This window comes from Ensifer sp. SL37, from assembly GCF_026672675.1.
Classification (GTDB): domain Bacteria; phylum Pseudomonadota; class Alphaproteobacteria; order Rhizobiales; family Rhizobiaceae; genus Ensifer; species Ensifer adhaerens.
In genome coordinates, this window is sequence record NZ_JAPPRN010000006.1 from 2,796,590 (window position 1) to 2,818,237 (window position 21,648).

General features: G+C 63.4%; 17 protein-coding genes and 1 other RNA gene. 10 read left to right on the forward strand and 8 right to left on the reverse strand.

The features are described from left to right. Window positions 1-63 precede the first annotated feature (63 nt). From ettA to metF, 3 genes are all read left to right on the forward strand, one after another. Entirely contained in the window at window positions 64-1,713 is a 1,650-nt protein-coding gene (ettA, locus tag OVA00_RS25630; protein WP_034792366.1) for an energy-dependent translational throttle protein EttA, read from the forward strand. Between the two features lie 599 nt (window positions 1,714-2,312). Then, the gene (locus tag OVA00_RS25635) at window positions 2,313-3,332 is read left to right on the forward strand and encodes an ArsR/SmtB family transcription factor (protein ID WP_034792368.1); all 1,020 of its coding nucleotides are present in this window, start codon (window positions 2,313-2,315) and stop codon (window positions 3,330-3,332) included. A gap of 2 nt (window positions 3,333-3,334) precedes the next feature. Further along, window positions 3,335-4,276 (forward strand): methylenetetrahydrofolate reductase [NAD(P)H], encoded by a 942-nt coding sequence (metF, locus tag OVA00_RS25640; RefSeq protein WP_268089835.1) that lies wholly within the window; start codon window positions 3,335-3,337, stop codon window positions 4,274-4,276. 743 nt (window positions 4,277-5,019) lie between these two features. Here metF and OVA00_RS25645 read toward each other — a convergent pair. From OVA00_RS25645 to OVA00_RS25665, 5 genes are all read right to left on the reverse strand, one after another. Then, window positions 5,020-5,958 (reverse strand): DMT family transporter, encoded by a 939-nt coding sequence (locus OVA00_RS25645; protein ID WP_060515915.1) that lies wholly within the window; start codon window positions 5,956-5,958, stop codon window positions 5,020-5,022. Window positions 5,959-6,253: 295 nt separating this feature from the next. Further along, window positions 6,254-7,483, reverse strand: coding sequence for a lytic murein transglycosylase (locus tag OVA00_RS25650; protein WP_113504241.1), 1,230 nt, complete (start codon window positions 7,481-7,483; stop codon window positions 6,254-6,256). A gap of 141 nt (window positions 7,484-7,624) precedes the next feature. Further along, window positions 7,625-8,416: a glycoside hydrolase family 25 protein gene (locus OVA00_RS25655; RefSeq protein ID WP_060605533.1), complete on the reverse strand. Its 792-nt coding sequence runs from the start codon at window positions 8,414-8,416 to the stop codon at window positions 7,625-7,627. A gap of 239 nt (window positions 8,417-8,655) precedes the next feature. Continuing rightward, window positions 8,656-9,291: a class I SAM-dependent methyltransferase gene (locus OVA00_RS25660; protein ID WP_089043434.1), complete on the reverse strand. Its 636-nt coding sequence runs from the start codon at window positions 9,289-9,291 to the stop codon at window positions 8,656-8,658. A gap of 36 nt (window positions 9,292-9,327) precedes the next feature. Next, the gene (locus OVA00_RS25665) at window positions 9,328-10,578 is read right to left on the reverse strand and encodes a DUF3419 family protein (RefSeq protein ID WP_060605529.1); all 1,251 of its coding nucleotides are present in this window, start codon (window positions 10,576-10,578) and stop codon (window positions 9,328-9,330) included. Window positions 10,579-10,756: 178 nt separating this feature from the next. Here OVA00_RS25665 and OVA00_RS25670 point away from each other — a divergent pair, with 178 nt between their 5' ends. Together OVA00_RS25670 and OVA00_RS25675 are read left to right on the forward strand one after the other, a co-directional pair. Further along, on the forward strand, window positions 10,757-12,316 hold the full coding sequence (locus OVA00_RS25670; protein WP_268089836.1) for an EAL domain-containing protein: 1,560 nt from the start codon (window positions 10,757-10,759) through the stop codon (window positions 12,314-12,316). A gap of 129 nt (window positions 12,317-12,445) precedes the next feature. Next, a complete protein-coding gene (locus OVA00_RS25675; RefSeq protein WP_034792383.1) occupies window positions 12,446-13,798 on the forward strand; it encodes a serine hydrolase domain-containing protein in 1,353 nt (450 codons plus the stop codon). A 67-nt stretch (window positions 13,799-13,865) separates the two neighbouring features. Here the strand turns inward: OVA00_RS25675 and OVA00_RS25680 are convergent, their stop codons facing one another. The 3 genes from OVA00_RS25680 to OVA00_RS25690 form a co-directional block, all read right to left on the reverse strand. After that, a complete protein-coding gene (locus tag OVA00_RS25680) occupies window positions 13,866-14,900 on the reverse strand; it encodes a lytic transglycosylase domain-containing protein (protein ID WP_034792386.1) in 1,035 nt (344 codons plus the stop codon). Between the two features lie 116 nt (window positions 14,901-15,016). Next, window positions 15,017-15,652, reverse strand: a complete 636-nt coding sequence (locus OVA00_RS25685) for a LysE family translocator (RefSeq protein WP_113504182.1) — start codon at window positions 15,650-15,652, stop codon at window positions 15,017-15,019. A gap of 128 nt (window positions 15,653-15,780) precedes the next feature. After that, window positions 15,781-16,998: a pyrophosphate--fructose-6-phosphate 1-phosphotransferase gene (locus OVA00_RS25690; protein ID WP_113504181.1), complete on the reverse strand. Its 1,218-nt coding sequence runs from the start codon at window positions 16,996-16,998 to the stop codon at window positions 15,781-15,783. Window positions 16,999-17,428: 430 nt separating this feature from the next. Between OVA00_RS25690 and OVA00_RS25695 the strand changes: the two genes are divergently transcribed. The 5 genes from OVA00_RS25695 to rnpB all read left to right on the forward strand — a co-directional run bounded on the left by OVA00_RS25695 (window position 17,429) and on the right by rnpB (window position 21,635). Beyond that, window positions 17,429-18,136 (forward strand): J domain-containing protein, encoded by a 708-nt coding sequence (locus OVA00_RS25695; protein ID WP_034792391.1) that lies wholly within the window; start codon window positions 17,429-17,431, stop codon window positions 18,134-18,136. Then, window positions 18,133-18,897, forward strand: coding sequence for an N-acetylmuramoyl-L-alanine amidase (locus OVA00_RS25700; RefSeq protein WP_034792393.1), 765 nt, complete (start codon window positions 18,133-18,135; stop codon window positions 18,895-18,897). The genes OVA00_RS25695 and OVA00_RS25700 overlap by 4 nt, the downstream gene beginning before the upstream one ends. A gap of 223 nt (window positions 18,898-19,120) precedes the next feature. After that, on the forward strand, window positions 19,121-19,648 hold the full coding sequence (locus tag OVA00_RS25705; protein ID WP_060582684.1) for a lytic transglycosylase domain-containing protein: 528 nt from the start codon (window positions 19,121-19,123) through the stop codon (window positions 19,646-19,648). A gap of 290 nt (window positions 19,649-19,938) precedes the next feature. Further along, complete coding sequence (locus tag OVA00_RS25710) at window positions 19,939-21,129, forward strand: NAD(P)/FAD-dependent oxidoreductase (RefSeq protein ID WP_268089837.1); 1,191 nt, start codon at window positions 19,939-19,941, stop codon at window positions 21,127-21,129. 106 nt (window positions 21,130-21,235) lie between these two features. Next, window positions 21,236-21,635: RNase P RNA component class A (gene rnpB, locus OVA00_RS25715), an RNA gene on the forward strand. Window positions 21,636-21,648: the final 13 nt, after the last annotated feature.

Consider the following 21,648-nt stretch of genomic DNA (forward strand, 5'->3'; position numbering starts at 1 on the left):
CCCCCTTCCTATAATTCGCCTACATAGCGGGCAAATTTCCTTATCCCTGCGGAGCATTCCCTCATGGCACGTCAGTTCATCTATCATATGGCCGGGCTTAATAAGTCCTACGGCGCGAAGAAGGTTCTCGAGAACGTTCATCTGTCGTTCTACCCGGATGCCAAGATCGGTATCCTCGGCCCCAACGGCGCCGGTAAGTCGACGGTTCTGCGCATCATGGCCGGCCTCGACAAGGAATTCACCGGCGAGGCCTGGGTGGCCGAAGGTGCGACCGTCGGATACCTGCCGCAGGAGCCGCAGCTCGATCCGACGAAGACGGTGCTTGAAAACGCCATGGAAGGGGTTGCCAAGAAGAAGGCGATCGTCGACCGCTACAACGAACTGATGATGAACTATTCCGACGAGACGGCGGAAGAGGGCGCCAAGCTCCAGGATATCATCGACAGCCAGAACCTCTGGGATCTGGAAAGTCAGGTCGAAATGGCCATGGAAGCGCTGCGCTGCCCGCCGGGCGACGCGGAAGTCACCAACCTGTCGGGCGGTGAAAAGCGTCGTGTCGCGCTCTGCAAGCTGCTGCTCTCGCAGCCGGACCTGCTGCTCCTCGACGAACCGACCAACCACCTCGACGCCGAGACGATCGCCTGGCTCGAAAAGCACCTGCGCGAGTATCCGGGCGCCGTGCTGATGATCACCCACGACCGTTACTTCCTCGACAACGTCACCGGCTGGATCCTCGAGCTCGACCGCGGCCGCAGCATCCCCTACGAGGGCAACTACTCGGCCTACCTGGTTGCGAAGGCCAAGCGCATGCAGCAGGAAGGTCGCGAAGAGGCGTCCCGCCAGAAGGCGATCGCTCGCGAACAGGAATGGATCGCATCCAGCCCCAAGGCTCGTCAGGCCAAGTCCAAGGCGCGTATCCGCTCCTATGACGAACTGGTCAACGCGGCGGAAAACCAGCGCCCCGGCGACGCGCAGATCATCATCCCGGTCGGCGAACGTCTCGGCCAGGTGGTCATCGAGATGGAAGGCGTCACCAAGGGCTATGGCGATCGCCTGCTGATCGACGGCCTGTCGCTGAAGCTGCCGCCGGGCGGCATCGTCGGCATCATCGGCCCGAACGGCGCCGGTAAGACGACGCTCTTCCGCATGATCACCGGCCAGGAACAGCCCGACAGCGGCTCGATCCGCATCGGTGATACCGTGCACCTCGGCTATGTCGACCAGAGCCGCGACGCGCTCGACGGCAACAAGACCGTCTGGGAAGAAATCTCCGGCGGTGCTGAAGTCATCAAGCTCGGCAAGCACGAGATGAACTCGCGCGCCTATTGCTCGACCTTCAACTTCAAGGGCGGCGACCAGCAGCAGAAGGTCGGCAACCTCTCGGGCGGTCAGCGCAACCGCGTTCACCTCGCCAAGATGCTGAAGAACGGCGGCAACGTGCTGCTGCTCGACGAACCGACCAACGACCTCGACACCGAGACGCTGGCAGCGCTCGAAATCGCGCTCGAAAACTTCGCCGGTTGCGCCGTTATCATCAGCCACGACCGCATGTTCCTCGACCGCCTTGCCACGCACATCCTCGCCTTTGAAGGAGACAGCCAGGTCGAGTGGTTCGAAGGCAACTTCGAAGACTACGAGAAGGACAAGATCCGCCGCCTCGGCCCGGACTCGGTCAACCCGAAGCGCGTCACCTACAAGCGGCTGACGCGCTGATTTCAGCCGCCGCCATATCGTGGCGCTGGACCTTGCTGCGTCCGTTGAAGCGGGCGCTGCAACATTTGTTCTAGGAACGGGCGAGGCGCAGGCTTCGCCCGTTTTCCTTTGTCTGCTGACCTGAGGCGAAGACCAGCTGTCGCTCGGTTGCGCGCCAGGGTCTGTTTATCGCTGTGCCCGCGCGGGGGATGAACGTGCGGGACGCTCCAGGGGTCGGCGTAGCGATCAGCTCTGCGGTTGCCGTCCCGATGGCGGGCGCGAACGGGCGTCTGCAGGTTTGTCTATCGCTGCGGCGAGATGGGCTGGCGGCTGACGCGTACCTGGGGCGGCAGAGACGCGGATAGGGTGGCGTCCCAACACCGGGAAGGGCGCCGGGTTTGTCACGGTTGTGTGGGCCCTCATTCGGGTCGTGAAGCCGGCCTATTAGACGGCCTGTGCAGGCCTTCAGACGTGCCGCCCGAGGTGTCGTTTGTGGCGCATGGCGTCCATACACAAGCATCTGTTCCGCCGGCGCCATTGTTTGGCCTCTCCGCGCAAATCCGCTTGCGTCACCACCGCAAATCACATAAACATATCTTTATGTGTTGATGGGGATCGCTATGGCTCTGCAGAGAGAACTGGGTCTGGATGCGTTGGTGGACGTGCTGAAGGCGGCGGGCGAGCCGACCCGCATGCGTCTCGTCGCGCTTCTCGCCGCCGGGGATCTGACCGTCACCGATCTTACCGAAATTCTCGGTCAATCGCAGCCACGCATTTCCAGGCATCTGAAGCTGCTGGCGGAGGTCGAGCTGATCGACCGCTACCAGGAGGGCGCCTGGGCCTATTTCCGCCTCCGTCAGGACGGTGCCCGGGTCGGGCTCGTGCGGGCGATGCTGGCTTCCGCCTCCGTCGACGACGCGGTGTTGGCGCGTGATGCAGCCCGGCTTACCACCTTGAAGAAGGCGCGCTCGGAGAAGGCGCAGGCCTATTTCAGCCGCAACGCCGCCGGCTGGGACGAGCTTCGCCGCCTGCATGTCAGCGAGCGTGACGTCGAGGCGAAGCTGCGCGAAATGGTGGGCGACGAGCCGGTCGAAAGCTTGCTCGATCTCGGCACCGGCACAGGCCGCATCCTGCAGCTGTTCGAGGGCCTCTATCGGCGCGGTATCGGTGTCGACGCCAGCCGCGACATGCTTGCGGTGGCGCGCTCCAATCTCGATCGCGCCGGCATCACCAAGGCGTCGATCCGCCATGGGGACATCTTCAACCTGCCGCTCGACGGCCAGACCTTCGACCTCGTCACCATTCACCAGGTACTGCATTTCCTCGAAGAGCCGGAAGCCGCGATCGCGGAAGCCGCGCGCATGCTGATGCCGGGTGGACGGCTGGTCATCATCGACTTCGCGCCGCACGGGCTTGAGCATCTGCGCGACGAGCACGCCCATGCGCGCCTCGGCTTCTCGCACCAGGCGATGGCCGATTGGCTGGCGAAGGCTGGCCTTGTGCTCGAGAAGACCACGGATCTTTCGCCTGAGGGGGCGAATGATGGAAAATTGACGGTGACGATCTGGCTCGCGCGTGATCGGCGGGCCGTGAACGAGAATGAAACGCCGCGGCCGCGTGTCCAGGCGGGGGGAGTATAATAATGACGGCACAGACGCTTTACCCGGCCGAACGCGGCAATCTCCGGCTCTCCTTCGAATATTTCCCGCCCAAGACCGACGAGATGGAAGCGCAGCTCTTCCAGACGGCAGACGACCTTTCGGTCTTCGGTCCGGCCTTCATCACCGTCACCTACGGCGCCGGCGGCTCGACCAAGGCGCGTTCGCTGACGACGGTCAGGCGCTTGATCGCGGAAAGCGGCTTTGCCAATACCGCCGCGCACCTGACCTGCGTCGGCGCGCCGAAGGCGGAGGTCGATGCGGTGATCGACGAATATCTCAGCTTCGGCGTCCGCCACTTCGTGGCGCTGCGCGGCGATCCCCAGGGCGGCATCGGCAGCACTTACCAGCCGCATCCCGAGGGTTACGCCAGCAGCACCGACCTCGTGCGGGCGATCCGTGCGCGCGGGGACGACATCGAGATTTCCGTCTCCTCCTATCCGGAGAAGCACCCGGAAAGCCCTGACGTCGCCGCTGACATCGACATGCTGAAGCGCAAGGTCGATGCGGGCGCAACCCGGGCGCTGACCCAATTCTTCTTCGACAACAATGATTTCGAGCGCTACCTGGAACGAGTGCGGCGCGCTGGCGTCAACATCCCGATCGTGCCGGGCATCCTGCCGATCAACAATCTGGCGCAGGTGCAGAAATTCGCTGGCCTCTGTGGCGCCACCGTGCCGGAGGCGATCGTCACGCGGCTCGTGCATCTCGAGGACCAGCCGGTCGAGCGCTTCAAGGAGGCGACCCACATCGCCGCCGAGCAGATCGTCGATCTCGCCCGGCGCGGCGTACGCGATTTCCATATCTATTCGATGAACCGCACGCCGCTGGTGACAGCCGTGCTGGATCTCGTCGGTTTCGAGCGGGTCTCTGTGGAGGGCGCGATCGATGCACCGCGGATGGTGGCGGCCGGCGCGGCCGCCTGACCTTCGCTCGCACCTTGCGACGGGCAAGGTGCGCTTCGCCATGTTGAACTTCCGAATGGCTGCGAACGCGCCGCGTGTCCTGGCAGACAGAGGTCGCCGCCGCGCTTTGGTATGGCTCCATGCCTTTTGGGGTCTCTTCGGCTGCGGTCGCAGCAAGCGTCCCGATCGCTACAGCATCCACCAAAAAGGAAAGCGCCCGAAGATCGATCTTCAGGCGCTTTCTCGTTTGTCGCAGCGTCTAGACCTTATGCTCTCTTGGCGGTCTAACTGGCTTGGTGCTGCAAAATGGTTTCCCGGAAATTTAAGTCCCTATTCGGTTTGGACTCTCAGCGGCCGCTCCTCAGATGAAGAGCATCGTGGCCACGAATACGAACGCTGCACTGATCATGATGACATTCAGCGAATGTGTAAGGCCCATGGAAGACCCTCCCTGCGTTAACGCGTTAAAACATAGGGCGAAATCACGACACGTTAAAGGGAAACTTGTGCTGCAGTGCGAAATGCGTGAGCCGGCGCTGCCTTATTCACAGGCCTATAGTTCTGATTTTATTTAAGTTTCCAGGCTGCCACATTTTTTTCACAATCGCTTCAGCAAGGTTAATATAAACGTTTGTTACCGTGCGTGAGTGGCCCGGAGCGGGACGAAAATCGGCCGTCGATTCCCCCGCAAACCATGTCTTTTTCACGCGGTGCGAAGCACTCAAGGTGTGTGGGCTTTTCCTGTAACCGACCACGATCAGATGTCAGGCGACCCGCCTGAAACGCAGGATTCGACCGTCGAGCACGGCAAGGCCAAGGGCGATCAGCACCATGCCGGCAAAATCGGCCGCCTGCAGCGTCTCGCCGAGAAAGAGGTAGCCGAGCAGGATCGCGCTTGGCGGCACCAGCAGGGTGACCAGTGAGGCATTGGTGGCGCCGGCCGCGCGCATGATGCGGAAAAAAAGGATGTAGGCATAGGCCGTCGAAACCAGCGCCAGGCCGAGGATCGACAGGATCACCTCGACGGGCGGCATCGGCAGCAGCCAGGGCGTGTCGGTAAAGGCGGCCACCGGCAGCGCGATCAGCGTCGAGGCGGTCAGCTGGCCTGCGGCCGTCACGGGAGGCGCGAGATCGCGGAAGCGTTTGCCGTAGGTCGCCGCAAAACCATAGCTGATGGCGGCAAGCACCGGCAGCAGCAGCGCCCAGAGCGGCACGCTGCTTGTGGTGCCGAAGAGACCGGCAACGGCGCTCGGCCCGATCAGGACGACGGTGCCGGCGAGCCCGAGTAGACAGCCGGCGATCTTGGCGGAACTCAGCTTCTCGTCCTCGGTCGCCATGTTGGCGATGATCACGGTCCAGACCGGGGTCGTGGCGTTGAGGATCGCCGCCAGTCCGGCGCCGATGTGGGTTTGTCCAAGGAAGATGAAGGCGTGTGGAATGGCGTTGTTGATCAGCCCCATCAGCGCGAATTCGCGCCAGCGGCCGGCAAGCGCCTCGTACATGCCGAAGCGGCCGCGGATGTAGATATGCAGCGCCAGGGCTGCCAGGCCCAAACGCAGGAACACCAGCGTGAAGGGCGGCACATGGGCGACGGCAACGCGGGCGAAGAAGAACGATCCGCCCCAGATCAGGCCGAGCAGGGCAAGCAGCGCCCAGGTCCCGGCGCTCATCTGATTGCCATCGACGGTGCTTCGCGCATTCATGGTGATGCCTATCCGTGCTGATTGCGTGGTGGCGTCAGTCTCCCTCCGCCGGGTGGACGCCATGGCGCAAGCGCCTGGTTACCGCTCCCGGATCGGTTGTGCTCCGACACAGGATACATAACCCGGCACGCCCGGCGGAACCACCCGGTTCTTGCGGCGATGATGAGGGCGGCATGCGTGGGGGCGAGCCGGTGGGCTCTCATCAACCGGGATCCGGTCGGCCGTTGTGGCATGAAAAAACCCCGGAGATCGATCCGATCTCCGGGGGTCATGGTTTTGAAACGGCGGTTCGGGCTTAAAGCGCGTTCAGGAGTTCGAGCGTCGCCCAGCCGTCGGCCGGACGGCCGAGGCGGAGCTGCTCCTTCTGGAGTGCCGCGCGGGTGCCGGAGCCGAGGATGCCGTCGATCTTGCCGACATCGTGGCCGAGCGTCTGCAGCTTGCTCTGCAGTGCCTTCATGCCCGTGTCGTCGAGGCCCGGTTCCGGATTGCCGCCTTCATAGGTCGGCGCGCCGCCTAGACGGGTCGCGAAATAGGCGGCAGACGTCGTGTAGATGAACGACTGGTTCCACTCGAGATAGACGTTGAAGTTGGGGTAGGTGAGGAAGGCCACGCCCTTGCGGCCCTGCGGCAGCACCAGCGAGGCTTCGAGGTTGCCGAAGGCGGTGTCGCCGTTGCGCGGCTTGACGCCGAGCGCGAACCAGTCGCTGGCCTTCATGCCCGGCTGCAGGCCGGTCTTTTCCCAGGGGAGTTGCTCGGGAACGCTGACTTCCTGGATTACCGGCTGGCCAGCCTTGTAGCCGAGGCTCTGGATGAACTTGGCGGCGGTCAGGATCGCGTCGGGCGAGCTCTTCTTCAGGTTGACGTGGCCGTCGCCGTCGCCATCGACGCCATAGGCGATGATGTCTTCCGGCAGCATCTGCACCTGGCCGATCTCGCCGGCCCAGGCGCCTGTCGTCGTCGCCGGGTCGAGGTCGCCTTGCTGGACCATCTCGATCGCCGCGATCAGCTGCGGGCGGAACATCTCTGGACGGCGGCAGTCGTGGGACAGCGTCACCAGCGCGTCGCGGGTGTTGAAGTCGCCCTGGACGGCGCCGAAGTCGGTCTCCATCGCCCAGAAGGCGGTGATGACCGGGGCCGGCACGCCGAATTCTTTCTCTGCGCGAGCAAAGACGTCAGCATAGTCCTTCATCTTCTGCTGGCCGATATCGAGGCGCGACTTGCTGACGGTGCGTTTGGAGAATTCGGTGAAGGTCTGCTTGAAGACGCCCTGGGTGCGGTCGCGGCTGAGCACCTTTTCATTGATGGCGGCCCCGGCGAGCGCCCGGTCAGCGACATCGGCCGGAACGCCCTTGGCGACCGCTTCGGCCTTCACGCCCTGAAGGAAGGTTGCGAGATCGCCACCGCAGGCAACGGCCGGGGATGCCGTCTTCGCGCCTGTCGAGGCTGCGGTCTGGGCGGCGGCGGCCGAGGCGGTCAGCGCCAGAAGAGCGACGGAGGCAAGCGCGCGCCGGGCTGTGCGGGTCATCATGAAATTCCTTTCTTTGCCGTGGGGCGCCTTGCACCACCACGGGCAATCAAATCGCTGCGAAATCTGTCGTTGCTCTCTCAGAGCATTATGACCGAAAGAAGAAAATGGGTCTTCCTGCCGCACCTGTCGGCAGGAATGTCAGTCCTGCTTCGGCTGCGAGACCGCGGCGACCCAGTTCTTCCAGTTTTTCGCCGAGCCGGCGAAGACATTGATATCGGTGGCGCCGTCGATGCCGGGGATGACCCCGGTGCTGGTATATTGCCAGAACGCCCAGCGGCGCTCGACGTAGACCTCACCCGGATGCTTGGCGACCGAGCGCACCCAGAAGTGATGTTCCTTGAACTGGTCGACGAGATTGTCGCGGTGGAAGTCGACCGAGGTGTAGATGATCGGGCGCTTGCCGTAATGGGCTTCGAGCCGGTCCATGAAGCGCTTCATCTCGACGCGCACTTCGTCCGGCGTCGGGCGATGGCGGCAGGTCTTCGATTCGCCGTTCCACTCGACGTCGAGAACCGGCGGCAGATAGACCGCGCTCTTCGGCACGTTGGCGATGAACCAATCGGCCTGGTCGTCGGCGGTCGAGCAGAAATAGTAGAAGTGATAGGGCGCATAAGGGATGCCGGCGGCCCGTGCCTTCTGCCAGTATTCGGGAAAGCGGGTATCGACCCGGTCCTTGCCTTCCGTCGCCTTGATGAAGGCGAAGGAGACGCCCGAGTTCTTCACCTTCATCCAGTCGATATCGCCATTCCATTTCGAAACGTCGATGCCGTGGATATTGTGGTGCTGCGGGGTCCGGTCGCCGAAGTTCTGCGGGTCCGTATCGTGGAAGCGCGGCGGGATCGATGCCGTCTGCATCAGGTCATAGTCGGTCGACGAGCAGCCGGAAAGAAGGGTGGCAAGCGGCAAGAGAGCCAGGAGAAGCCGGCGCATGATTTTCCTGTCTAGAGACGATCGATGATCCTGCCTCACACGATGGCTTCCTGTCGGTGATTTCCCCAGTGAGGCGTGAACCCCATTTTCACCATATCATCGTAAAAATTGAGTTAGCTCAAGCGGGAATTGCGGACGGCAGAAAAGCGCAAAAGCGCCGAAAACCAGGCGGTTTCGGCGCTTGCCGGAATGGCTGCCCTCAGGCGGGATGCAAAACCTTTGTGTAAATCGCCTGCCGTTCAGGCGGCGATCGCCACGGAAGGGCGGTGATAGACGGCGAGCCAGGCATAGCCGCGGCCGATCGTGCGCCGCTCGAGATCGGCGCCATTTTCGCGGGCTTTCTCGCGTAACACGTCGAACAGCCGCTCGCGCGGCGTCACGTGGAAGCGGTTGAGCCAGCCGTGCAGCGCCCGGCGGAAGCTCGTCGGCAGGCGTTCCTGCTGGCCGAAATCGGCAATGTGCAGCGAGCCGCCCGGATTAAGCGCTGCGATCGCCGCGTCGATCGCCTTCTGCCAGTCGGGGATCATCGACAGCGAGTAGGAGATGACGATGTGATCGAAACCCCTTTCGCCGAAGATCGCCGGGTCGAAGTCCGTTGCGTCAGCGACATGCAGCGTGGCGCGCCTGTTGCCGCCACGGTTGAGCTTCGCGCCGGCCGAGATCAGCATTTCCTGGGATATGTCGAGCCCGAACAGGCGGGCCGACGGGAAACAGCGGCCGATCAGCGCCAGATTGCGGCCGGTGCCGCAGCCGACCTCAAGCACCGAGGCACCGGAGGCCGGGTTCATGTCGCGGATCAGCGTGTCGCGGCCGAAGAGGTAGTACTTCCGCGTGAGATCGTAGAAGTGCCGCTGATAGCGGTACATATGGTCCATGCGCCGCGCGTGGGAGATCCCGGCCTGTTGCACGTCTCAGCCCTTCCTGCGGTAGATGTGGAAGCCGCCATAGATGGCGGAGCGGTCTTCGGCGCCGAGCCGTAGCGAGGTTTCGGCATCGTAGTGCCACTGGTCGAGCAGGGCCGAGGACACACGGCCGGGCAGGATGCTGTCTTCCGCCGCGGTGCGGAAGATCACGACTGCGCCCTCATCCGCCGTGCGGGTGATCTCGGTCCAGAGGTCGTTCAGCTGCTGGTCGGTCATCCAGTCCTGCGCGTCGAGCAGGATATAGCGGTCGACCGAGCCGGCGGATTTGCCGGCGAGAAGCTCGGTGAAGCTTGCGTGATGCACCTCGACGCGCTCGGCATTGTTGCGGATCGCCTCATAGGCGCCGGCGTCGAGATAGGGCGGCAGGTCGCCTTCATGCGGCAGCGGGTAGCGGCGGCCGAAGGCCTGCCAGGCGAAGTAGTTTTCGCGCAGCGGGAAGTGACAGGTGAGCTTTTCCAGGCGATGGCGCAGAACGGCGGCGAGCGACTTTTCGGCACTCAGGCTTGCGAGCTCGTCGAACTGCTGCGGCGGAATGCCGAGGCCGAAGAGGGAGCTCTTGCGCCCGGTGATCCAGCGGATGACGGGACGATCGAAGAGAGGCGCCAGGCGCTCGTCGAAGAACTGCCGCTGTTCGCGCATGGAGCGCGCCTGGACGAAGTCCTCCGGATTGACGCCGTGCAGGCGGGCAAGCAGGTGGCTGGCTGCAATGAAGCGGCCGAGCAGACCGGTGCGGTAGATATTGCGGCCAAAGACGCCGATACGCCGGCGACCGGTCATGTCGCGGCCGGTCCAGTAGCTGCGCGTCGCTGTATCAAGCTTCGGCGCGAGGAAAAGATCGAAAGCCTGGACGTTGGTCGTCGTGCCCTGGATCGCCAGGAAGCGCGTGACATCCTTGTGGCTCGGCAGATGGCGGAAGGCTGCGAGCTTCAGGCGGTTGAGCGCGATATGGTGCGGGTTGAGGTCGACGACGTCTATTTTCCGTGGGCCGGCCGACAGATAGGTGAGCATGTTGCAGCCGCCGGAGCCGATGGTGACGATTCGGCTTTCCGGGGTCAGTTGCATCGCCTCCATGTCGACGATCGGATCTTCCCAGATCTGCGGATAGACGAGGCCCGAAAAGAGCAGGCCGAACAGACGTTCCGAGAAGCCTGCGAGGGAGAGGGTCTTGTGCTGGAGCAGGGCGTTTTTCAGCTTCGGATTTTTTCTGCCAAAGCCAACGTCGGAAGCGATTTCATTCATCTCAGACGGTCATCCAGTTGAAACTTAGGCGCTTCTAAAGTGACTCGGCTACACTTTGATGACGGGCTTTCTCACAGGGCCGGGGCGGTCTCCGGAACGCAAATCTACAATTTTTCACCCATAAGAATTCATTAAACCCTGACGTGCTAGCACCGCCTTACATACGGGGGGCGTCGACATGATGTTAGGTACGTTTCTGCCGAAGCCCGAGCAGCGATTTGCGGCTGCCGGCGCGGCATTGGGGGCTCTGGTTTCTGTGGCGTGGCTTGCCAGCGGAACCGCTCTTCCCGACCAGATGGCGCCGCATTGGGACGTCCCTGCCGTTATGGCGGCCGGCGCCATGCCTTTCATCCTCGGCGGCTCCTTCTATCGCTGGCGCTACTCGCGCCGGCTTGAGCTGGAGCTGCGTGCCGCGCGGCGCGCCGAGCGTCGCCTGCGCAACGAAGTCCATCGCGACAAGCTGACTGGGCTTGCAAACCGCGCTGCGCTCGAGGCCGATATCAGCCAGGCACTCAGCGCAGAAGGTGCCGCGTTTGCGCGCAACGCCTTGCTTCTTCTCGATCTCGATCGCTTCAAGGTGATCAACGACACGCTGGGACATGACGCCGGCGACCGGTTGCTGGCTCTGTTCGGCGCCCGGCTCAGGCGTGCCTTTGCCGGCGAGGCGACGGTCTACCGCCTCGGCGGTGACGAGTTCGTGCTTGCGGCCGCGTGCGCGCCGTCTCAGGCCGATGCGGAAATGCTCGCAACGCGGGTGGAAAAGCTGTTCGAAGCGCCGTTCGATCTCGGGGAAACGCGCATCGCTTCAGGCTGCAGCATCGGCATCGCCTTCATCGAGCGGTCGGACAAATCGACATCCGACGTGTTGAAAAGGGCGGACCTGGCGCTTTACGAAGCCAAGGCGATCAGCGGCAACAGTCATGCCTTCCACTCGGAAACCCTGAGCCATGCCGTGCGGCAGCGGGCGGAAGCCGAGCGCGATCTTACGCGCGGTTTCGAGGCAGAGGAGTTCTTTCTCGCATTCCTGCCGATCCTCGGCATCGAAAGCGGCTCCATCGGTGGGTTCCAGGCGCTGCTGCGCTGGCGGCATCCGCATCTCGGCGTCATCGGCGCGGAAACGTTCGAGCCGCCGGAGCAGAGCGCGACTACGCTGGCGCTTGCCGCCTGGGCGCTTCAGTCCGCCTGCAGGCAGGCGGCCGGCTGGTCTTTCCCGAAAGGGCTGACGATTGCGCCCTTCGTCTCGCAACTGCGCGACCGCGATTTCGTCACGCAGGTGGAGCGGTGCCTTTCGGATGCTGGCCTTTCGCCGGAACGCCTGACGATCGAGGTCGCCGAGGGCGTCTCGACGGACGATCTCGTCATCGTCACCGAAAACTTGCGGGGGCTGCGCGCGCTCGGCGTTCGCGTCGCGCTTGGCGGCGGCTCCGCCTCGTCGCTGCCCCTGAACCAGATCTCGGAGGTGCAGCCCGACCAGGTGACCGTCGATCTCGCCGCCGTGCGGGCCGCACATGGCAGCGAACGCAGCGTGGCGTTGCTCGCCTGCCTGATCAAGACCGGACAGGTGCTGCGGCTTTCGATCGCCGTCAGCGGTGTCGAGAAGGAGAGCGAGGCGGATTGCGCGCGGGCCTGTGGCGCTGCCGAGATCCGCGGTCCCTGGGTTTCGCCTGTTATGGCCGACGTGTCGGTGCTCGTCGGCGACGGCGAAGCGGGAGAGGCGCGCCTCTCTGCGAGTGCGTGAGCGAGAGCTCGAAGCGCTGCACTTTTTTCGACTGCTTGTGCGTTTTTCCAATATGAAAAGTTGAGGCGGCCGGGGCTTTCCCTTGCAGCAAAATGCTGGTTCTCTTTGCGCATCAGGCCGGAGGATCGCATGGGACGCTTGTTGAAGATTTCGGGTGCCGTGCTGGCGCTGATCGTCGTCGGTCTGTTCGGTTGGCTTGCGCTGGCGCCGCCGCAACTGCTGAAGGTCGGCGACGGCTATGCGGCAAAAATCGTCTGTTCCAACGTCTTCATCGCCGGGCGCGATGCCCAGGCTGTGCTCGCCGACGACGTGCAGGCCCCCGGCCACCCGTTGCTCAAGCTGGTGCGCGTCGGTGTCGACAAAGAGAAACAGCTGGTGACGGCACGCATCCTCGGTTTTGCCGCACCCGGTTACGCGGCCTATCGTCCGGGTGCCGGCTGCGCCAGCCTGCCGGACGGCGATGCCGCGGCTCTGGCACCAATCGAAACGAAAACCGCCGCAGCGGCGCCCGTGCCGGGTGTGGCCTGGCCCGAAGGCGAGGGGGCCGTGATCGAGCCGACCTTGCAGAAGCTCGTCGAGGACGCTGACCTCGCCGGGCCGGGCATGCGGGCGATCGCCGTGATCCACGACGGCCAACTGGTGGCGGAAACCTATGGCCAGGGTTTCGACCGTTCGACGCCGTTGCTCGGCTGGTCGATGACCAAATCGGTGACGGCGGCGCTGATTGGCCTCAGGATTGCAGAAGGGCGCATGGACGTGTCGCAGGGCGACTTGCTGCCGGAATGGGCCGGGGACGAGCGGGCGGGCATCACGCTTGCGGACCTGATGGGGATGCAGAGCGGGCTTGCCTTTAACGAGAATTATGGCGCCGTCACCGACGTGACGCGCATGCTCTATCTGGAAAGGGACATGGCGGGTTTTGCCGCGACGCGGACGTTGGGTGCAAAGCCCGGCACGAACTTCAGCTATTCCAGCGGCACCAGCACGCTGCTGTCGCGGATCTGGATGCGCACCTTCGACGATCCGACGGCAGCGCTTGCCTTTCCCTATGACGCTTTGTTTGCGCCGCTCGGCATGACGAGCGCCGTCCTGGAGACGGACGAGAGCGGCACCTTCGTCGGTTCCTCCTACATGTATGCGACGACGCAGGACTGGGCGCGGTTCGCGCAGCTCCTGCTGCAGGACGGTGTCTGGAAGGGGAGGGCGATGCTGCCGAAGGACTATGTCGCCTTCATGCGCACGCCGACCAAGGCGTCGGGCGGCAAATACGGCCAGGGCCAGGTATGGCTGGAGGAAAACGGCGCGCGGGCGGGAACGGGCAGTTTCCCGGCAGATGCCTTCTGGATGCTCGGGCATGACGGCCAGGCGATCATGCTGGTGCCTTCGCTGAAGCTGGCGGTCGTGCGGCTGGGGCTTACGCCTTCGCGGCTCGGCTATGACGTGCAGACACTCAACGCCAAAATAATAGAGGCGCTCGATTGAGCGCCTCGTAAGGATATTCCAGAGCCGTCGAGAAGCAGCTTCGCTTCGGGCCAGCCGGGTGGCCGGCTTACTTCATGCCGAGTTCTTCGAGCAGGCCCTTGCGCTTGGCGTGATAGTAATAGCCGCTGGCATAGAGCTTTACTGCGCTGTCATGCTGGTTGTCGGCCACCATCCAGGCGCCGTGCAGATACTTGGTCGCGTATTTGAGGTTGGTTTCGGCGTCGAACAGACCTTCCGCCGGACCGTCATAGCCGAGACCCTTGGCGGTGTTGTAGCGGATCTGCATCAGGCCGTAATTGCCCTTGCTGTAGGCGCGCGGATTGTAGTTGCTCTCGCGCTTGACGACGCGGTGCACCAGTTCCACCGGAATGCCGTTGAGATCGGCATAGTACTTGATCATCTTGTCGAGTTCGGGACGCGAGCTCGTCGGCGTCTTGGTGAACTTCATCGAATCCGGGATGACGTTGGCGACTGCGGCCACCGTCGAGCCGATGACGCCGGTCTTCGGGCGCTCGGTCGGAACGATCATGCGGTTGGCGACCAGAGTTTCGAGGCCGACCGGTTCGCCGGTGTCGAAGTCCGATTCCATTGCTGCTGCAACTGCGAGCGTCGAGACCGGCAGATCCTGGACGCGAGCGGTCTTGGTTGCCGCCGGCGAGAGGGCGGCGGATGCCACCTGAGTGGAGTCGGCGGGCGAGGGGGCCTCCGCTGCGGCAATCGCCGCGCTGGCGCCGGTCTGCGTCGTCGGGGCAACCATGGCAAGCGCCATGGTGTCGCCCGGCTTGGCCGCGGGGACCGCGACCAGTGCCGGTGCTGCTTCCGCACCCTGTGCCAGATCGGTCGCGACCGGATAGGTGGCGGCGACGCCAGCGGTCTGAGCCGTCAAGGCCGCGCTCGTTGCGGTGGCGGCGCCGTCGGGCGTCGGCAATGCATAGGCGGTCATTTCGGTGCCGGGCTTTGCGAGGGGCGTAACCGTCTGCACGGCCGTGAGGTCTGCCAGCGACGTGTGCTCTACCGTTGAGCATCCCGAGACGATGGTCGCCGACAACAAAGCTGCCACGCCAAACGTCTGTTTGGAAAGGGAAATACGGTAATTCGCCATTCTGTCACTTTCGTGCTTCTGGGCCCCGTAGCCCCTGCAAATCAGCGGTTGCCAGCCGCCAAGCGTGAATCTCCATTAACCTATGAGGCTGGCGGCGGCAAGCGTGGGGTCGAATTTCAGGCCGTGGCCCGCTTCATCGTGGCCGTCAAAAGCCCGGCGCCGATCAGCATGGAGCCGCCGGCGCGGTTGACGATCCGCCGCACATTCGGCTTGGAAATCGTGCTGCGGGCGGCGGTCGCAAGGGCTGCATAGAGGCTGGCATTGAGGATCGCGAGCGTGAGGAACGTCAGCTCGAAAATCGCCATCTGGGTAAAGAGCGGCTGGCTGAGATCGAGGAACTGCGGCAGGAAGGCGACGAAGAAGACGATGCTCTTCGGGTTGAGCGCAGTCACCGCATAGGTATGAAAGAAGATGCGAAGCGGGCGTTCCGTCGACGTGGTATCGAGGTCGGCGTCGCCGCCGGCGGCCACCGGCGCGCGCCAGAGCTTGATGCCGAGCCAGATAAGATAGGCAGCGCCCACCCATTTCAAGACGGTGAAGATGGCGGCAGAGGTGGCAAGCAGGGCGCCGAGGCCGAGCATGGAGGCGGTCATGGCGGTGAAATCGCCGAGCGCCACGCCGGCGACCGTCGCGCCCGCCGTCTTGCGGCCATGGCCGAGCGCGTAGGAAATGACGAGGAGAATGGTGGGGCCGGGGATGGCGAGCAGCACGGCCGAGGCCGCGGCAAAGGCAAACCAGTGTTCGAACGACATGAAAAAGCTCCGCGCTAAAGGTGGTGTTCGGCAATCAATTCGCCGAGCCAGCCACGGAAACGCGGAGCCGTCAACGTCTAATCAAGCGTTGTCGGCGGGTGGCATATCCACCCGCCGGCAAGTGTCGGTCAGTGCTTCTGGGCCTTCCACTTCTGGCCGATGACATCCATCACCTCGCCGAACCACTTGGTGGAGGTATCGAACTGCTTGCCGCCCTTGATGCGCGGGAATTCGATGGTGCGCAGCTTGCCGCCCAGGTCTTCGTCGTGACCGGTGACGCCCGAGACCTTGTTGAGGGCGCTTTCGACGGCAAGGTCGACCATGCCCTGGATCAGGCGCAGGTCGTCACCGTTGGCCGGGGCCGAGCGGGCGTAGTAGCCAGATTTCTGCACCATCGAGCGTTCGGCGCCGAGAAGGGCTGCGAACTGCTTGGAGAACCAGTTGCCGACATTGATCGTGTCGATCTTCACGTGGCCGAAGGCGTCGCGCTTGATGGTCTCGCCGGCTGCTTCCCGCTCGGCGACGATGGCGTCGAGGCAGGCGCCTTCACTGACGAACAGCGTCACGAAGCCGGTGCGGTCCATAACCTTGCGCAGGCGATCGGCTTCGCCCTGCAGGTCGAACTTCATCTCCGGCAGATAGAGGCCGTCGATGTTCTTCATCTGGCGGTTCATCATGAAGCCGTCGACGAATTCCTTGTCGTCGGTCATCTGGATATAGGAGCGGGCGGTGGCTGCCGTCAGCCAGCCGCTATGGCGGCCCATGACTTCATGGACGACGAGCGTGCGCGGGGCGGCACTCTGTTCGTTGCTGACATTGTCGAAGAAGCGGGCGCCGTATTCGGCAGCCGTCCAGGCGCCGAGCGTCTGGCGGATCGGAACGACGTCGTTGTCGACGGTTTTCGGCAGGCCGACCACGGTCAGGTCGTAGCCGTTGGCGCCGAGATAGGCGGCAAGGTCGGCAGCGGTCGTGTTGGTGTCGTCGCCGCCGATGGTGTGCAGGATCGAAATGCCGTCCTTGGCAAGGCGCTCGGCTGCGACACGCAGCGGGTTTTCGCCTTCCTTGACCAGGCCGCGCTTGACGCAGTCGGCGGCGTTGGTGAGCTTGACGCGGCTGTTGCCGATCGGCGAGCCGCCATGGCGATGCAGGATATGGGCCTTTTCGCGCATGTCGCGCGTAATTTCGATCTGGTCTCCAAGGAGTACGCCCTGGTAGCCCGAGCGATATGCGACCAGCTCATATTCGGGTGCTACGTCCGTATAGCGCTCGATCAGTCCTCCAACGGCCGATGACAGACAGGGCGCGAGCCCGCCGGCCGTCAGCATTGCGACTTTTTTCTTGGCCATGTTTCCTCCTCGGGACTTTGGCATGCGATGGGTGCGGCCTCCATAGCGCAAATCAGATGGAATTTAAATGACGGGCCTGTGGATGTTGTGTCGAGGCTGCGCGAGAACGGCTGCTGGGCGCCGTCGGAAACGCGGGGCGGGCTCGGTGTCGCGCCGATTGTCGCAGCCGGAGGAGCGCAATCGGGCGGCGCGGCCTTCGCGGCCGGTGCATTTGGCGTGTTTTTCGGCATAAATTCGCCGCTTCGGATCGCTAGGTTGTTCCCAAGGGAACAGCTTTCCGTCTACCAGCTGTCGCAAGTTCCAATCGATGGATTGACAATAGTGAGGTGCCATCACAAATTCGTCATCCTCGTGGTTCGGACCATCCCACCGCTTGCAATTTGCCACCACACAAGTCCATGCTATACGCTGGAGAGACAGGGATTCTCGCATGTCATTCTGGGACAGCCTCCTCAAAATCGTTACCGCCACCGGCAATGCGCTTGCCGGTGTGGTCGAGGCCGTGCGTACCCTGTTTGAGGGCGACCCGGAGACACGGCGCAAGGTTGCCTTCTCCGTCGCGATGATCGCGCTTTCGGCCAAGATGGCCAAGGCCGACGGCATCGTCAGCGAGGCCGAGGTCGCCGCCTTCCGCGACATCTTCCAGTTCCCGCCCGACCAGGCGCAGAACGTCGCGCGTCTCTATAATCTGGCGCGCCAGGACGTCGCCGGCTACGAGGCCTATGCGGAGAAGATGGCGTCGCTGTGTTCGTCCTGCGAAGAAAACTGCCCGATCCTCGAGGATATCGTCGACGGCCTGTTCCACATCGCCAAGTCCGACGGTGCAGTTCATGAGCGCGAACTGGCGTTCCTGGTGCGGGTCGCCGAGATCTTCGGCATGGACGAGGCGCATTTCGAGCTCATCATGGCCCGCCATGTGCACGGAGACGGTCGCGACCCCTATCAGGTGCTCGGCGTTTCGCGTAAGGATGATTTCGCCGACATCCGCAAGCGCTACCGTGTGCTGGTTTCCGAAAACCACCCGGATATGCTGGTGGCGCGCGGCGTACCGCAAGAATTCCACGCGATCGCCAATGATCGCATGGCGGCGCTGAACGCCGCCTATGAGGCGATCGAGAAAGAACGCCGAGCTGCATGACTTCGAAATACTGCGACTATCCGGGGGCTCGCTTCATGCCGTCGCCCAATTTTGGCGACCGCGCCGACAGGCGGGCACCGGATATGATCGTGCTGCACTACACCGGCATGGCAACGGGCGCTTCGGCGCTCGAATGGCTTTGTCGCGAAGAGAGCCAGGTTTCCAGCCATTATTTCGTTCATGAGGACGGACGCGTCGACCAGCTCGTGCCTGAGACGCTGCGTGCCTGGCACGCGGGCAAGAGCTACTGGAAGGGCGAGACCGACATCAACTCCTGTTCGATCGGTATTGAGATCGCCAACCCGGGCCACCCCGGCGGGTTGCCGGATTTCCCGAAGAAGCAGATCGATGCGGTCGTCGAATTGTGTCGGGACTGTGGCCAGCGGTGGTCGATCGCCCCGGAAAGGGTGCTGGCGCACAGCGATATCGCCCCCATTCGCAAGGTTGATCCGGGAGAAAAATTTCCTTGGCATGTTCTTCACCGTGAAGGGGTCGGGCATTGGGTTGAGCCGGCTCCGATCGGCGGCGGGCGCTTCTTTCAGCGCGGCGACCGCGGTCAGCCGGTAGAGGCCATCCAGTCGATGCTGTCGCTCTATGGCTACGGCATTGAAGTGACTGGTGATTTCTGCGAAAAAACCGAGGGCGCCGTCGCCGCGTTCCAAAGGCATTTCCGGCAACAGAGGGTAGACGGCATCGCCGACATCTCAACCCTCGATACGCTCCATCGCCTGCTTTCCGGGCTGCCGCAATTTATCGCCTGACGCGGAAGAATTTTTCGTCCCGAAGCCTGTTTTCCGGATGTTCGTGGCATGTTTTTTTAGCTTTGCCACATGTTTACCATGATGCGCCGTTCATTTCCCGCTCATTGAAACTGCAGGAACTTCGGGGCGCAACGCTCACGTCCTGTGAATGAAACGATCGGGACGTGAGGCTCGAAGCGGGGTGCGCTTCGGTCCAATCCCCAGACCGGAGAATTCAAACTACATGAGAATATCGTCTGTTGCTGCGGTGGCGGCATGCCTTGGCATGTTCTTCGCCGGGATGGGTACGTCGTATGCGGGGAATGTCGACAAGACCATCAAGACCTCTTCCATCCCGACCGTCACCCGGACCACAGGCTTCCCGAAACCGGACCTTCCGAAGAACGTTCAGTATACGGCCCTGATCAAGAGCTATGCGAAGCAGTACGGCGTTCCCGTCGATCTGGCGCATGCGGTCGTCAAGGTCGAAAGCAACTTCAATCCGAAGGCACGCGGCAGCGCCGGCGAGATCGGCCTGATGCAGATCAAGCCCGCCACGGCGCGCATGATGGGCTATTCGGGCTCCTCCAAGGGTCTCTACGACCCGGAAACCAACATCAAGTTCGGCATGAAGTATCTCGCCATGGCGCATGAACTTTCGGGCGGCACCACCTGCGGCACGATCCTCAAGTACAATGCCGGCCATGGCGCCAAGCGCATGAACCCGGTTTCCAAGCGCTATTGCGGCAAGGTCCAGGACATCATCGACTAGAACGCCGTGGGTTCCAGCGAACGCACGAGGGGCGCTTTGACATCCCTATTCTAGAGCATCTGGCCGCCTCGGTGTTTCCACCTGAGGGCGGAATGCTCTAGTCCCTGACAGGCGTGGGTGATCCATTTGCCCACGCGACGAGAGAGCATCGTCCGCCGGCCATGCGGCAATGGCGGATGCTCCAGCCGGACAGGTCTCGCGTTCCGGCGCACCAATTAAATCCTTGAGTGGTGGTGCCCTATCAGCACCGATATGCTACCTCCTTCCGTGTCAGCGGAGCGGGGATGAGCATGTCGGAAAGCTTTGATTTCATTGTCGTCGGCAAGGGCATGATGGGCGCTGCGGCTGCCCGGCACCTGGCGCTCTCGGGTGCTGGCGTCGCGCTCGTCGGTCCTGACGAGCCGACCGACTGGGCCAGTCATTCCGGCGTCTTTTCCAGCCACTACGACAATGCCCGCATCACCCGCACGATCGACGACGACCCCGTCTGGGCGCGTCTCGCCCGTCGCTCGATCGAGCGCTACGACGAGATCGAACGCGAAAGCGGCATCCGGTTTTATCACGAGGTCGGCTGCCTGATGGCGGGGCCAGCGCCGGGCTCGAGCTACGACTATATCGAGCAGGTGGAAAAGGCGCGGGATGCGCTCGGCGTCGAAGCGCCGCTCTATGACAGCGAGGCGCTGTCGCGGCGCTTTCCCTGGTTCCGTTTTCCCGAGGGCACGGCCGGCGTTTATGAGCGCCTTGGCGCCGGCTACATCAATCCACGCGCGCTCGTTGCGGCGCAGGTCATCTGTGCCGAGAAGGCCGGCGCACGGATCGTGCGCGACGAGGTCGGCGCCGTCTCTGAAGCGGACGATCGCGTTGTCGTCACGACGGTCTCGGGCATGCGCCTGGAAGCGGGCCGGGTCATCGTTGCGGCCGGCGGATTTTCCCTGTCCGACAAACTGCTGCCGCGGCCGATCGACTTGACGGTCAAGGCTCGCACGGTGCTGTTCGCGGAGGTGGCGACGAGCGAGCTGCCTGACTTCGAGGGCATGCCCTCGCTGATCGGTGCAGCGCCCGAGCAGGAGAAGAGCTACTACCTGCTGCCGCCGGTCGGCTATGCCGACCGCAGGACCTATATCAAGATCGGCGGCGATCCGACCGACAGGATCCTGGGTGACGAGCCGGCGATACGGCACTGGTTCCGCGGGCCGGGCGGTGCGGCAGCGGCCGAGCATCTGCGTCGGCTGCTGGCCGAGGTGATGCCTGACTTCCGGCCGGTCTCCACCCGCTTTTCACCCTGTGTCACCTCGTTTACCCGCGACGGGCTGCCCTATATCGGCTTTGCCGAGGGCGACCGCATCGCCGTCGTCACCGGCGGCAACGGCCAGGCGGCAAAAAGCTCCGACGAGATCGGCAGGCTCGGCGCTGTCCTTGTGCAAAATGGCCGGATCGATGAGCCCGAATACGACGCCGACTTCGCGGTCGCCTTTCGCTAGGTGCGGCGGCATCCACCCGGTCTCGACCGATCTGCCCTGTTGGCAGCTTGAAAAACACTGCCGTTTTTTCTGGCGCCGGGCGGGGGCTTGCGTTAAGGAGCGCCTGCCAGTTGGCCGGGCAGCCGCTCTCCGCAAGTGCCGAAAGGCCGCGGGGGGAGGAAAGTCCGGGCTCCACGGAAGCACGGTGCCGGATAACGTCCGGCGAGGGTGACCTCAGGGAAAGTGCCACAGAAAGCAAACCGCTCCGCTTGCGGAGTAAGGGTGAAAGGGTGGGGTAAGAGCCCACCGCGGACATGGCGACATGGACGGCACGGCAAACCCCACCGGGAGCAAGACCGAATAGGGATGACGCGGACGCGCAAGCGCCCAGCCTGTTTCCGGGCCAGTCATCCGGGTGGGTTGCAAGAGGCTGCGTGCAAACGTAGTCCCAGATGAATGGCTGCCACGTTCCGTTGCCTTCGGGTGGCGGGGCCATACAGAACCCGGCTTACAGGCCAACTGGCGATTTCTCTCTCTCTC

Bases quoted from the DNA above. Each gene is read 5' to 3' on its own strand.
- ettA (WP_034792366.1), top strand. From the start codon at position 64: ATGGCACGTCAGTTCATCTATCATATGGCCGGGCTTAATAAGTCCTAC.
- OVA00_RS25635 (WP_034792368.1), top strand. From the start codon at position 2,313: ATGGCTCTGCAGAGAGAACTGGGTCTGGATGCGTTGGTGGACGTGCTG.
- metF (WP_268089835.1), top strand. From the start codon at position 3,335: ATGACGGCACAGACGCTTTACCCGGCCGAACGCGGCAATCTCCGGCTC.
- OVA00_RS25645 (WP_060515915.1), bottom strand. From the start codon at position 5,958: ATGAATGCGCGAAGCACCGTCGATGGCAATCAGATGAGCGCCGGGACC.
- OVA00_RS25650 (WP_113504241.1), bottom strand. From the start codon at position 7,483: ATGACCCGCACAGCCCGGCGCGCGCTTGCCTCCGTCGCTCTTCTGGCG.
- OVA00_RS25655 (WP_060605533.1), bottom strand. From the start codon at position 8,416: ATGCGCCGGCTTCTCCTGGCTCTCTTGCCGCTTGCCACCCTTCTTTCC.
- OVA00_RS25660 (WP_089043434.1), bottom strand. From the start codon at position 9,291: ATGGACCATATGTACCGCTATCAGCGGCACTTCTACGATCTCACGCGG.
- OVA00_RS25665 (WP_060605529.1), bottom strand. From the start codon at position 10,578: ATGAATGAAATCGCTTCCGACGTTGGCTTTGGCAGAAAAAATCCGAAG.
- OVA00_RS25670 (WP_268089836.1), top strand. From the start codon at position 10,757: ATGATGTTAGGTACGTTTCTGCCGAAGCCCGAGCAGCGATTTGCGGCT.
- OVA00_RS25675 (WP_034792383.1), top strand. From the start codon at position 12,446: ATGGGACGCTTGTTGAAGATTTCGGGTGCCGTGCTGGCGCTGATCGTC.
- OVA00_RS25680 (WP_034792386.1), bottom strand. From the start codon at position 14,900: ATGGCGAATTACCGTATTTCCCTTTCCAAACAGACGTTTGGCGTGGCA.
- OVA00_RS25685 (WP_113504182.1), bottom strand. From the start codon at position 15,652: ATGTCGTTCGAACACTGGTTTGCCTTTGCCGCGGCCTCGGCCGTGCTG.
- OVA00_RS25690 (WP_113504181.1), bottom strand. From the start codon at position 16,998: ATGGCCAAGAAAAAAGTCGCAATGCTGACGGCCGGCGGGCTCGCGCCC.
- OVA00_RS25695 (WP_034792391.1), top strand. From the start codon at position 17,429: ATGTCATTCTGGGACAGCCTCCTCAAAATCGTTACCGCCACCGGCAAT.
- OVA00_RS25700 (WP_034792393.1), top strand. From the start codon at position 18,133: ATGACTTCGAAATACTGCGACTATCCGGGGGCTCGCTTCATGCCGTCG.
- OVA00_RS25705 (WP_060582684.1), top strand. From the start codon at position 19,121: ATGAGAATATCGTCTGTTGCTGCGGTGGCGGCATGCCTTGGCATGTTC.
- OVA00_RS25710 (WP_268089837.1), top strand. From the start codon at position 19,939: ATGTCGGAAAGCTTTGATTTCATTGTCGTCGGCAAGGGCATGATGGGC.